This is a genomic window from Arthrobacter sp. AG1021, assembly GCF_003633665.1.
Lineage (GTDB): Bacteria > Actinomycetota > Actinomycetes > Actinomycetales > Micrococcaceae > Glutamicibacter > Glutamicibacter soli.
Window position 1 is genome coordinate 192,302 of sequence record NZ_RBLB01000006.1, and the last position, 12,165, is coordinate 204,466.

Below are 12,165 nucleotides of genomic sequence, written 5' to 3' on the forward strand. Positions count from 1 at the left end.
GCCTTCGAGAATTCTCGAAGGCCGGCGTGGTGTTGTTCCGGGAAGTATTTACTTGTCGTCTGCGGAGTTCAGCTTGTCCAAGGCGGCCTTGGCGGCTGCTTCCAGGGCGATCTCTTCCTGGGTCGGTTCCGGCTGCGAGGCCTCGGGCAGCGCGCGCCACTGATACCAGCCGTACAGTGCCGCCAGGGCGGTGAACACGTACAGGCCCAACATGCCCAGCATCGGGCTGACCAGGAAATACACCACGACATAGGAGATCGCGCCGGCGGCCAGCAGCAGCCAGCCACTGCGCACGCCGCGGGCGATCAGCACGAAGGACGCGAAGATCACTGCGTCGGAAACGTACATGGCCCAGACTTCCGGGGTGGCGCTCAGGTAGCTGCCGTTGAACAGGAAGACGTTGAAGTGCAGGGCCACCAGCAGGATGATGCCGGCCAGCAGGCCGACCACTGAGGTCACGGTGAGCTGGGTGCGGGTCACCATGCGGATGAACTTGCCCTTGAGCTCGAATCGGGAGAAGCGCCACAGTCCGAAGATCGCCAGCAGAAGCAGCGGGACGCCGTAGAACAGCGCGTACAGGTCGTACTTCATGGCACTGATGATCGGTCCGGAGAATACCGCCATGATCAGGGCCCACCAGCCCAGGTCGTTGCGGTGCGCCAGCAGCAACGCGGCGATGACCACGAACAGGGCGCTGATCGCAAACAGCAGGATCTGCACGCCAGAGCTGGTGCTCAAGGACAGCTGGAAGAGACTATCAATAATTGATTCCACGATGCTTCTTTGTGTTGAGTTGTATACGGCTGCGCGGGCGCAAAACGCACCCCTACGATGCTAGCTGTGAATCCTGTGAGGAACACAAGCGCGGCAGCCAGTCCGGTCCGCAGGAACCCGGTGCACCTCGATGCACGGCAAAGGCCCCGGCCCGCCCCGCAGGGCGAACCGGGGCCGATAGCGCCGGGGTTCAGGAGGTCTGGTCCTTGGGCAGCGCATGCAGGCCGTTGAACAGCAGCGAAATCGCCTGGTTCTCCAAGGTCACCGCATCGATCACGCCGTCCAGGCGGTACCAATCCACCACCGAGTTGATCATGCCGAACAGCAGGCGGGCGGTGGCGCGAGGCTCCAGGTCCTCGCGCAGCTGACCCTCGCGCTGCGCCAAGGTCACCAACTGCGAGAGTTCGCGGTCCATCTGGCGTCGGCGCTGCAGCGCGGCGCGCTCAAGCTCCGTGTTCCCGCGCAGGCGCAGCAGCAAGGTCACGTAGGAACGCTTGGCGATCAGGATGCGCACCGTGGAGCGCAGGAAGAATTCCAGGCGCTCGTCGGCGTTTCCCTCATGCCCGTGCACCTGCTCGATCATGGATTCCAGCGGGATCAGCGCCTCGTCCAGCGCCAGGCGCAGCAGATCCTCCTTGGAGGGGACGTGGTGGTAGATCGCCGACTTGCTGATGCCCAGCCGGTCAGCGAGCTTGCCCATCGAGGTTGCATCGTAGCCGTACTCGTTGAACGCCTCGACGGCGGTCTGGAGCACGGTTTCCTGATCGTAACCGGGACGGCCGCGTTTGACCGGTGGGGTCACTGCTGGGGTTGTCTGCATAATTCCTCGATTATTTCACGTCTCCGTGACGGCTAGTTGTTGCGCAGGTCGTAAATGCGCTTGAGCTTGCCCATGGAGCGTTCAAGAGTCTCCGGATCCACCACGTCGATGGCGCAGGAGGAACCCACATGGATCTTGATCAGCTTGGCCAGGGTCTTGGCGGCGTCGGCCGCGTCCTCGGCCGAGGCATCCGAACGGCGCTCGACCTTGACGGCCAGCTGGTCCATGCGGTCAGGACGGGTGAGCACGAGCTGGAAATGCGCGGAGAGGGCCGGCACCTTCAAGATCAGTTCCTCGATCTGGCTCGGGAACAGGTTCACGCCGCGCAGGATGATCATGTCGTCGCTGCGGCCGGTGATGCGGCCCATGCGGCGGTGGCCCGGACGCGCGGTGCCCGGCATCAGACGGGTCAGGTCGTGGGTGCGGTAGCGGATGATCGGCAGCGCCTGCTTGGTCAGCGAGGTGAAGACCAGCTCGCCGTGCTCGCCGTCCGGCAGCACCTTCGTCGGGTCGTAGGCGTCCAGGATCTCCGGGCGGAAATGGTCCTCCCAGATGTGGCTGCCGTCCTTGCGCTCGCGTGATTCGCCGGCCACGCCTGGGCCCATGACCTCGGACAGGCCGTAGATGTCGCAGGCGTCGATGCCGAACATCTCTTCCAGCTCGTGGCGCATTTCCTCGGTCCACGGCTCGGCGCCGAGCACGGCGACCTTCAGCGAGGTGTCGCGCGGGTCGAGGCCCTGGCGCTGCATGGCGTCGCCAATGGTCAGCAGGTAGGTCGGGGTGCACAGGATGGCATCCGGGGCGAAGTCCTTGATCAGGGTGATCTGCTTCTCGGTCTGGCCGCCGGACATCGGGATCACGGTGGTGCCCAGGCGCTCGGCCGCGGCGTGGGCGCCCATGCCACCGGTGAACAGGCCGTAGCCGTAGGCGTTATGCACCTTCCAGCCCGGCTTGACGCCGGACAGGCGCAGGCAGCGGGCACCGAGCTTGGCCCAGTCGTCCAGGTCCTGCTGGGTGTAGCCGACCACGGTCGCGCGGCCTGTGGTGCCCGAGGAAGCGTGGATGCGGGCGACCTCGTGCTGCGGCACGGCGAACATGCCGAACGGGTAGGTCTTGCGCAGGTCTTCCTTCTCGGTGAACGGGAAAATCTTCAGATCATCCAGTTCCTTCAGGTCGTTCGGGTGCACACCGGCTGCGTCGTACTTTTCCTTGTAGTACGGCACCTTGTCGTAGGCCAGGTGCAGGGTTTCCTTCAGGCGGGTGAGCTGGATCGATTCGATCTGATCACGGCTCATGGTCTCTTCTGCATCCAGCGGATTCGGCAGGCTGTCGCGATCGATATTCTGTGACATGCTCGTACTTTCGTGTGGTGGTGGCGGAAAGGGCTAGCGGCTCTTGGGCTTCGGGACGGTTCGTGAGCGTCCGCGGAACTCGGCCACCGTTTCGGTGGCTCCGTCGCGGCCCGGCTGGGTGACGGTGATGTCGTAGAGTCCGCTGCGGCCCTGCTGGGAGACCCGGCGTGCTGATGCGGTCAACAAGCGTCCGGGGATGCCCGGCTTGAGGAAATTGATGTCCACTCCGGAGGCGACTGTGATCGTGTCCTCCGACCCCTCGGGAGGGTTGCAGCTCAGTGCGAAGGCGGTATCGGCAAGGGCGAAGATCATTCCGCCGTGGGCGATGCCGAAGCCGTTGAGCATCTCCCGCTTCAGCTCCATGGTGATGACGGCCTTGCCGTCGGAGACCTCGACAACCTCGATGCCCATCCACTGCGTGGCATAGTCATTCTCGAGAATTGCGTGCGGAAGAGGTTTCTCGACCTGTGTTTCGCTCATGGACTTCCTTCGCCGAATTATTTACCGAACGATCATTAGGTAATAACAAAATGTGAGGCAAGTCAAGTTCTGGTGGTGAATCGTCTGCGAATGGCTGGCTATCGCGGGGAAAAGTCTTAGCTGCCGAAAATCCGTCGGTGCAGGTCAAGGATGAAAGGCTCCTTGATCCGGTTGTAGTCCATCACCAGCCCCTGTGCCCCGTGCGTCGCCGCCAGCTGGCTGGCCGCCTCGCGTTTGGCCGCGGCGTAGGCCTCGCGGTCCGCGCGGTGGCCGCGCAGGTGGTCGCGGAAGAGGACCATACGCAGGAACTCCGGGCTGCCGGGACTGAAGACATGGATGTTGCCGGCCGCCAGCCCGGTGCCGGCCCCGGGCTTGAACATGCGGTGCTTGTACCAGCCAGGTTCCCGGTGCCAGAAGACCATGCCCGCCGCGCGCAGCTGCGGGACGTACCGCCCTTCATCATCGGCATCGGGAACCAGCAGGGCCACGTCGATCAGCGGCTTGGCCGGCAATCCCGGCACCGAGGTGGAGCCGGTGTGCTCGATGGCCAGGGCGCTGGACCCCAGCGCTGCGGACAGCGCCGCGCGGATCTTCTCGAAGTCCCCACGCCAGCGCGGATCCGCCGGGGCCAGCTCGATGAGTCCGCGCGAGGGTGCGCCATCGACATCCTCGTAGCCCGGGTCCGAGGTCGGCTGCAGGCCGAGCAGCGGAGCGTAGGGCAGCGTGCACAGGTGCCTGCGCGCCGCAGGCCAGCGTGGATCCGCAGCGCTGTCGCTGATGAGGAAGCCCAGCGCGCGGTAGAAGTCCACCGCATCCGCGTCGGTGGTGGCCCAGATGCAGCGGCCGTGCAGTTCCTGCAGCCGGCTCACCAGTGCCGAGGCCAGGCCCCGGCGCTGGTGCGTCCCGAGCACGGCGAGGTACTCGATGCACAGGCTGTATTCGTCGCCCAGCCGGTAGGCTGCCAGCGCCACCGGGCCGCCGTCCGCGCCGAAGGCTGCCAGGACCTGCAGCTGCCGGCAGTCATCGATCAGTTCCTGCAGGGCCGGCTCGTCCACCGGGTCGGCGGCCAGCGCCAGCAGCTCGCGCACGGCGGGATCCTGGCGGTACTCGGAGATCTGGATGTGGCGCATGGCAGTCTTTCCGGTGGTGGGTGTCTACTTCACGATCTCGCGGCAGCCCAGCGCGTCCAAGATGAATGCGTAGTCCCAGGCGCGGGACTTCCACGACTCGTAGCGGCCCGAGGCGCCGCCGTGGCCGCCTTCCATCTCGGTCTTCAGCACGATCGGCTGCTCTCCGGTGTTCAGCTCGCGCAGCTTGGCCACCCACTTGGCCGGCTCCACGTAGAGCACACGCGTGTCGTTCAGCGAGGTGACCGCCGCGATCTTCGGGTAGGACTGCGCGGTGACGTTCTCGTAGGGGGAGTAGGACTTCATGTAGTCGTAGACTTCCTTGTCCTCGATCGGGTTGCCCCATTCCTCCCATTCCAGCGCGGACAGCGGCAGCTCGGGATCCAGGATCGAGGTCAGCGCGTCCACGAACGGCACCTGCGCCACGATCGCGGTGTACAGCTGCGGGGCCATGTTCGCGATGGCGCCCATCAGCAGGCCGCCGGCCGAACCGCCCAGCGCCACCAGGCGCTGCGGGTCGGCCCACCCGGAGTCCAGCAGGTACTTGGTGGCGTCGATGAAATCGGTGAAGGTGTTCTTCTTGTGCAGCTTCTTGCCCTGCAGGTACCAGTCGCGGCCCAGCTCGCCGCCGCCGCGCACATGGGCGATGACGAACACGACACCGCGGTCCAGCACGCTCAGCCGCGGGATGCCGAAGCCCGGATCCATGGACGCCTCGTAGGAGCCGTAGCCGTAGATGAGCACCGGGTTGGGCACCGAGGTGTCCAGGTCCGCGCGGCGCATGATGGTCAGCGGGATGCGCGTGCCGTCGGCCGCCACGACCCATTCGCGGGTGGACAGGTAGTCCGCGGCGTCGTAGTTGTTCACCGGGGTCTGCTTGCGCAGCACCAGCGACTGGTCCTCGAGCCACAGGTCGTACACGCGGGCGGGGGTGAAGTCCGCGGTGTAGCCGATGCGAATCAGCGGAGCTTCCAGCGAGGCGAAGGTCGGGGAGGCGGTGAACAGCTCGTCCTCGAAGGCCGGCTCCAAGGCCGCCTGCTGCGCGGCGGTGCCCAGCCCGTCCAGGGCGATGAGCTGGACGCGCTCGCAGGTGTCGCGGCGCACCGAGAGCACCAGGTGCGTGCCGGTCAGCACGGTGCCCTCGATCTTCACGGTCTGCTGGTGCTCGATGACCGTGCGCCACTGCGCGGGCTCGGTCTGCTCGCCGAGCTGGTCGAGTCCGGCCATCGACACCATGTTGTTCGGCGCCTGGAAATCGTGGGTGATGACTGCCGCGCCGTCGGTCCCGGGCAGCAGGTCCACCCCGTGCAGCAGGCGCAGCGAGCGCGGCACCAGCAGCCGGACCTGGGCCGCCGGATCAGTTAGATCCAGCACGCTGGTCTCCGAGTATTCGGAGTTGCCGCTGGAGATCAGCAGCTTGGTCCGATCGGTGCTCAAATCGAAGCCCAGCCACATGCCCGGGTCGTCTTCCTGGTAGAGGACGGTGTCCGTGGCGGGATCGGTGCCCAGCACGTGGGCCTTGATCTGGTGCGGGCGCCAGGTCTCGTCCACCACGACGTAGAAGACCGTCGAGGAATCGGGGGAGAACGCCAACCCGTAGAACACGCCCTCGATGACGTCGGGCAGCAGCTGGCCGGTGGCCAGGTCCTTGACGTAGAGGGTGAAGCGCTCGTCGCCTGCGGTGTCGATGCAGTAGGCCAGCAGGTTGCTTTCCTCGTTCAGGGCCATGCCGCCCAGCGCGAAGAAGCTCTGCCCCTCGGCCAGCTGGTTGCCGTCGAGCAGCACCTGCTCGGCCTCCAGCGCGGTTTCCGGGTCGATGACCGGCGGGGTCCAGTCGGCTCGCGGGTCCCCGGTCTGCTCCGCTGCGACGCGGCACTGGATGGTGTAGGGCTTGCCCTCGACCGAGCGGGTGAAGTACCACCAGCCCCGGCGCCGGGTGGGCACCGACAGGTCGGTCTCCACGGTGCGGGCCTTGATCTCGTCGAAGATGGCCTGGCGCAGCGGCTCCTGGTCGGCAGTGACCGCGTCGGTGTAGGCGTTTTCAGCCTTCAGGTGGTCCAGGACCTGCTCGCTGGTCTTCTCGCGCATCCATTCGTAGTCATCGGTGAAGGTGTCCCCGTGGAAGGTGCGGGTGACTGGATTCTTCGCGGCGATCGGCGCGCTGGCGGTAAGCGGTTCTGGAGTCATATACCTATTCAATCCCACCGGTCCGCTGTTTGGCAGGCCGCTAAGCTCAGCGCGGACAGCCTTCAGGGCCTCGTGCGCTGACGCGCTCGGTTGGGCGGAAAAGGTTTCGACATGCGCGCATTGGCCATAGGCTAGCAAGCAGAGTGAATCAATCTGCCCCATGGGTTACTCGCCCCTACAGCATGAGAAAGCGATTGAGATAAGTGAAAAATAAACACACACCGACCCGGACAGGTCGCCTTGCCCGGTGGATCGCCGGCGTGGCCATCGGTCTGATGGCGCTGGTGGTCGGAGCCCCGGCGTCCATGGCCCAGGGCGCCGACAGCGTCGAAGGCCAGACCTACGTCATCGGCACCGACACCACCTTCGCCCCGTTCGAGTTCCGCCAGAACGGCGAGCTGACGGGCATCGACATGGACATCCTCCATGCCATCGCCGAGGACGAGGGCTTCCAGGTCGAAGTCCGCTCGCTGGGCTTCAGCGCGGCGCTGGCCGCGCTGTCCGCCAACCAGGTCGACGGCGTCATCGCCGGCATGTCGATCACCGACGAACGCAAGCAGATCTACGACTTCTCCGAGCCGTACTTCGAGTCCGGCGTGCAGATGGCGGTGGCCAAGGACGACGAGGCCATCAAGGGCTACGAGGACCTCAAGGGCAAGACCGTTGTCGCCAAGACCGGTTCCGAAGGCGAGACCTACGCGAAGTCGATTGCCGAGCAATACGGCTTCACCGTCAAGTCCCTTGACCAGTCGGCCACCATGTACGAGTCGGTCAAGGCCGGCTCCGCCGTCGCCGTCTTCGACGACTACCCGGTGCTGGCCTACGGCATCGCGCAGGGCAACGGCCTGAAGACCGTCACCGACAAGGTGCCCGGCGGCTCCTACGGCTTCGCCGTGAACAAGGGCGAGAACACCGCGCTGCTGGCCGCCTTCAACGACGGCCTGGCCGAGCTGAAGGCCAACGGCGAATACCAGAAGATCCTGGACAAGTACCTGGCCGACCCCACCGCCAGCACTCCTGGCAACTTCTTCGACCTGGCGGTCAAGTCGTTCCCCGCGCTGATGACCGGTCTGGGCAATACGCTGGGCGTCACCGCCATCTCCTTCGCGATCGCCATGGCGCTGGGCCTGATCTTCGGCTTCTTCAAGATCTCCGGCAACATCGTGCTGCGCGGCATCGCCACCACCTTCGTGAACATCTTCCGCGGCACCCCCCTGCTGCTGTGGGCGTTCATGTTCTACTTCGGCCTGCCGCAGCTGACCGGATGGGACATCAGCGTCTGGACCGCCGGCATCCTCACCCTGTCGCTGAACGCCGGCGCCTACGTGGCCGAGATCGTGCGCGGCGGCATCCAGTCGGTGGATCCGGGACAGCTGGAAGCCGCCCGCTCGCTGGGCCTGGGCTACGGCAAGTCCATGCAGAAGGTCGTGATCCCGCAGGCCTTCAAGATGATGACCCCGTCGCTGATCAACCAGCTGATCATCAGCCTGAAGGACTCCTCGCTGCTGCTGGCCATCGGCTTCGCCGAACTGCTCTACCAGGGTCAGCAGATCTACGCGGCGAACTTCCGCGTCACCGAGACCCTGCTGATCGTGGGCGTCATCTACTTCGTCGCCATCATGGCCCTGACCAAGCTGGCCAACTATGCCGATAAGAGGTTCAACAAGTGAGCACCGCAAGCGAGATGAACTCGCAGGTAAAGATCCAGGTCACCGACCTGCACAAGTCCTTCGGATCCAACAACGTGCTCCAGGGCATCGACCTGGAGATCCGCGAGGGCGAGGTGTTGTGCGTGATCGGCCCGTCGGGCTCGGGCAAGTCCACGCTGCTGCGCTGCCTGAACAAGCTGGAGGACATCACCTCCGGCACGGTGGTTGTCGACGGCTTCGACGTGACCGACCCGAAGGTGGACATCAACGAGGTTCGCCGCCACGTGGGTATGGTTTTCCAGCACTTCAACCTCTTCCCGCACATGTCGGTGGCCGAGAACATCATGCTGGCCCCGGTGGAGCTGAAGAAGATGAACCGCACCGAGGCCCGCGCCAAGGCGCTGGAGCTGCTGGAGCGCGTGGGGCTGAAGGAGAAGGCAGATGCCCGCCCGGCTTCGCTCTCCGGCGGCCAGAAGCAGCGAGTGGCCATCGCCCGCGCGCTGGCCATGTCCCCGGGCATCATGCTTTTCGACGAGGCCACCAGCGCGCTGGACCCTGAAATGGTCGGGGAGGTGCTCCAGGTGATCAAGGAGTTGGCCGACTCGGGCATGACCATGGTGCTGGTGACCCACGAGATGGGCTTCGCCCGTGAAGTCGCCGACCGCGTGGTCTTCATGGCCGACGGCGTGGTCTGCGAGCAGGGCAAGCCGGAGGACCTCTTCGGCAACCCGCAGCAGGCCCGCACCCAGGATTTCCTGTCCAAGGTGCTGTAGCGACGCAGCGTCCGTAGTCGCGACGCTTTATTCCGCAGGCCGCCCGGAAATGAACAAAAAAATTGTTCATTTCCGGGCGGTTTTGCCATGTGCGGGTCAATCCACAGGAACGACATAGAAAATTATCATTGAAGCTTCAAGTTTTAAGTATAGGGTTGATCCCGAGTTGTTGCGAAGCCGCTCATCCCCGAAGATCCGCCGATGGAGATTGACATGACCACCCGAAACAACCCGCCGATGACCTCCGCCGCCCTGCTGGTGCTGCGCGTCGTGCTCGGCATCATCCTGGCCGCCCATGGCTGGCAGAAGTTTTTCCAGTACACCCTCGATGGGGCTACCGCCTCGTTCGAGCAAATGGGCGTCCCGCTGGCCTCGATGGTGGCCCCCGCCGTGGCCACCCTTGAACTCGCCGGCGGCATCGCGTTGGTCCTCGGGGTGGTGACCCGTGTCGCCGCGGGGCTGCTGGCCTTGGATATGCTCGGTGCGCTGTTCCTGGTCCACCTTCCTGCCGGCATTTTTGTCGACAACGGAGGATATGAGCTGGTGGCCATCTTGGCTGCCGCTGCCGCGGCTCTGGCCTTGGCCGGCCCGGGCTCCTATTCGGTGGACCGTCTGGTCTTCGGCCGGACGGCCCCGGTCGGGTCGATGTCGAACGCCTAGGAGATAGTCAAGCCCGGCACCCGAAAGAGCATCTTTCGGGTGCCGGGGCATTTAAGCGGACGATTGGCTGGCCTGGGGTGCTTGCGTGATGCCGGTTTCGGTGGTGATGTTGACGTGACCGAACCCACTCTGACATACTGAACGAACGGTCAGTATGTAAATAGTTTTCAGTGAGGTGAACCCATGGCCCCGACCACACCGCAGGAGCCGGGACTGAGTGCCGTCCCAAGCTACGAAGAAGAGCAGTCGCAGGCGCGTTTTGACGCCCTGATCGGCAAGGATTCGCGTATTGAGCCACGCGACTGGATGCCGGATGCCTACCGCAAGACCTTGACTCGCCAGGTTTCCCAGCACGCGCACTCCGAGATCATCGGCATGCAGCCTGAGGCCAACTGGATCACCCGCGCGCCGTCGCTGAAGCGCAAGTCGATCCTCATGGCCAAGGTCCAGGACGAGGCAGGGCACGGACTGTACCTGTACTCCGCCGCCGAAACCCTCGGCACCGACCGCGACGAGCTGAACGACCAGCTGCTGACCGGACGCGCCAAGTACTCCTCGATCTTCAACTACCCGGCACGTTCCTGGGCCGACATGGGCGCCATCGGCTGGCTCGTGGACGGTGCGGCCATCGCCAACCAGGTGCCGCTGTGCCGCGCATCCTATGGCCCGTACGGCCGCGCCATGGTCCGCGTCTGCAAGGAAGAGTCCTTCCACCAGCGCCAGGGCTTCGAGATCCTGCTCTCGCTGTCCCGCGGCAGCGAAGCTCAGAAGAAGATGGCCCAGGATGCCGTCAACCGCTTCTACGAGCCTGCGCTGATGATGTTCGGCCCACCGGACGAGCAGTCCCCGAACTCCAAGCAGTCCATGGCCTGGAACATCAAGCGTTTCTCCAATGACGAACTGCGCCAGCGTTTCGTCGGCATGATCGCCGAGCAGGTCAAGGTCCTCGGACTGACCCTGCCGGATCCCGAACTGCGGTACGACGAAGAGACCAAGCAGTGGATCCACAAGGATCTGAACTGGGATGAGTTCATGGCAGTAATCAAGGGCAACGGCCCAGTCAACGCGCAGCGCATGGAGCGCCGCCGCGAAGCCCACCGCGAGGGTGCCTGGGTTCGCGAAGCCGCCGCAGCATACGCCGCCAAGCAAGTACAAAGTGAGGTTGCCTAACATGAGCCAACAGAACAATTGGCCCCTGTGGGAAGTATTCGTTCGTTCCTCCCGTGGACTCTCGCACGTCCACGCAGGTTCGCTGCACGCTCCGGATGCCCAGATGGCAGTGCGCAACGCCCGCGACCTGTACACCCGCCGCAATGAAGGCGTGTCCCTGTGGGTTGTGAAGTCCGAGGACATCATCAGCTCCGATCCGGATGAGAAGGACGCTTTCTTCGAATCCCCGCAGGGCAAGGACTACCGCCACGCGACCTATTACAAGGCCAGCGAGGGAGTGAAGCACCTGTGAACCACGACGAACTCGATGCCGAGCTCGACAGCTTCGGCGACGCGCTGGCCTCGGCCACCCGCGTCACCCCGGGCAACGCGCTGCGTCCGGAAGACATCGCCGTGGGCGGTGCCAAGCCGAGCGAAGACGTTGCACGCTACGCACTGACCCTGGGCGACGACGCACTGATCCTGGCCCAGCGCCTGTCGCACTGGATCTCCCGCGCACCTGAGCTGGAAGAGGACATCGCCCTGGGCAACATCGCCCTTGACGTGCTCGGACACGCCCGTTCGTTCCTGACCTACGCCGGCCTGGCCTGGGACAAGACCGAAGACGACCTGGCCTACTGGCGCGAAGAAGACGACTTCACCTCGCTGTGGATCGTCGAGCAGCCCAACGGCCACTTCGGCGTGACCATCATCCGCCAGCTGATCGTCTCGGTTTTCCAGCACCTGCTGTACTCCAAGCTGACCGAATCCGCCGACGAGACCCTGGCCGCGATCTGCGCCAAGGCAGTCAAGGAAGTCGACTACCACCGCGACCACGCCATCCAGTGGACCATCCGCCTGGGCCTTGGCACCGAGGAATCGGCTGCCAAGATGCGCCACGCGCTGGAAATCCTCTGGCCATACGTCGACGAGATGTTCCAGGACCTGGAGCTGCACCGCAAGCTGGACGGCATTGCAGTGCTTCCGTCCTCGCTGCGCGAAGCCTGGGACAAGGAAATCAACGCCGTCCTGGCAGATTCCGGCCTGGAAATCCCGAAGACCGGCCAGGCCATGGCCAACGGCCGCGGCGGAGAGCACTCCGAGCACCTCGGATTCATCCTGGCTGAAATGCAAGTCCTTGCCCGCAAGCACCCCGGTGCAAGCTGGTAGCCACCACACCAACCCTTTCGCCCG

At 64.7% G+C, this 12,165-nt stretch carries 12 protein-coding genes; 6 read left to right on the top strand and 6 right to left on the bottom strand.

What is annotated here, in order from left to right:
• Positions 1 to 48: 48 nt before the first annotated feature.
• The 6 genes from DFO58_RS01075 to DFO58_RS01100 form a co-directional block, all read right to left on the bottom strand.
• Positions 49 to 774 (bottom strand): nicotinamide mononucleotide transporter, encoded by a 726-nt coding sequence (locus DFO58_RS01075; protein ID WP_183043075.1) that lies wholly within the window; start codon positions 772 to 774, stop codon positions 49 to 51.
• 190 nt (positions 775 to 964) lie between these two features.
• Complete coding sequence (locus tag DFO58_RS01080; protein WP_053798574.1) at positions 965 to 1,594, bottom strand: TetR/AcrR family transcriptional regulator; 630 nt, start codon at positions 1,592 to 1,594, stop codon at positions 965 to 967.
• A 32-nt stretch (positions 1,595 to 1,626) separates the two neighbouring features.
• Positions 1,627 to 2,946 (bottom strand): AMP-binding protein, encoded by a 1,320-nt coding sequence (locus DFO58_RS01085; RefSeq protein ID WP_120989109.1) that lies wholly within the window; start codon positions 2,944 to 2,946, stop codon positions 1,627 to 1,629.
• Positions 2,947 to 2,979: 33 nt separating this feature from the next.
• On the bottom strand, positions 2,980 to 3,426 hold the full coding sequence (gene paaI, locus DFO58_RS01090) for a hydroxyphenylacetyl-CoA thioesterase PaaI (RefSeq protein ID WP_047119792.1): 447 nt from the start codon (positions 3,424 to 3,426) through the stop codon (positions 2,980 to 2,982).
• Positions 3,427 to 3,542: 116 nt separating this feature from the next.
• Positions 3,543 to 4,556, bottom strand: coding sequence for a bifunctional GNAT family N-acetyltransferase/GrpB family protein (locus DFO58_RS01095; RefSeq protein ID WP_120989110.1), 1,014 nt, complete (start codon positions 4,554 to 4,556; stop codon positions 3,543 to 3,545).
• A gap of 24 nt (positions 4,557 to 4,580) precedes the next feature.
• On the bottom strand, positions 4,581 to 6,740 hold the full coding sequence (locus tag DFO58_RS01100; RefSeq protein WP_120989111.1) for a S9 family peptidase: 2,160 nt from the start codon (positions 6,738 to 6,740) through the stop codon (positions 4,581 to 4,583).
• 275 nt (positions 6,741 to 7,015) lie between these two features.
• Between DFO58_RS01100 and DFO58_RS01105 the strand changes: the two genes are divergently transcribed.
• The 6 genes from DFO58_RS01105 (at position 7,016) to paaC (ending at position 12,141) form a co-directional block, all read left to right on the top strand.
• Complete coding sequence (locus DFO58_RS01105; RefSeq protein ID WP_082124069.1) at positions 7,016 to 8,410, top strand: amino acid ABC transporter substrate-binding protein/permease; 1,395 nt, start codon at positions 7,016 to 7,018, stop codon at positions 8,408 to 8,410.
• A gap of 14 nt (positions 8,411 to 8,424) precedes the next feature.
• Positions 8,425 to 9,162: an amino acid ABC transporter ATP-binding protein gene (locus DFO58_RS01110; RefSeq protein WP_047120861.1), complete on the top strand. Its 738-nt coding sequence runs from the start codon at positions 8,425 to 8,427 to the stop codon at positions 9,160 to 9,162.
• Between the two features lie 213 nt (positions 9,163 to 9,375).
• Positions 9,376 to 9,822 (top strand): DoxX family protein, encoded by a 447-nt coding sequence (locus DFO58_RS01115; RefSeq protein ID WP_082123954.1) that lies wholly within the window; start codon positions 9,376 to 9,378, stop codon positions 9,820 to 9,822.
• 183 nt (positions 9,823 to 10,005) lie between these two features.
• Positions 10,006 to 10,992, top strand: a complete 987-nt coding sequence (gene paaA / locus DFO58_RS01120; protein WP_047119790.1) for a 1,2-phenylacetyl-CoA epoxidase subunit PaaA — start codon at positions 10,006 to 10,008, stop codon at positions 10,990 to 10,992.
• Position 10,993: 1 nt separating this feature from the next.
• Positions 10,994 to 11,284: a 1,2-phenylacetyl-CoA epoxidase subunit PaaB gene (gene paaB, locus DFO58_RS01125; RefSeq protein ID WP_047119789.1), complete on the top strand. Its 291-nt coding sequence runs from the start codon at positions 10,994 to 10,996 to the stop codon at positions 11,282 to 11,284.
• The gene (paaC, locus tag DFO58_RS01130) at positions 11,281 to 12,141 is read left to right on the top strand and encodes a 1,2-phenylacetyl-CoA epoxidase subunit PaaC (RefSeq protein WP_047119788.1); all 861 of its coding nucleotides are present in this window, start codon (positions 11,281 to 11,283) and stop codon (positions 12,139 to 12,141) included. The genes paaB and paaC overlap by 4 nt, the downstream gene beginning before the upstream one ends.
• Positions 12,142 to 12,165: the final 24 nt, after the last annotated feature.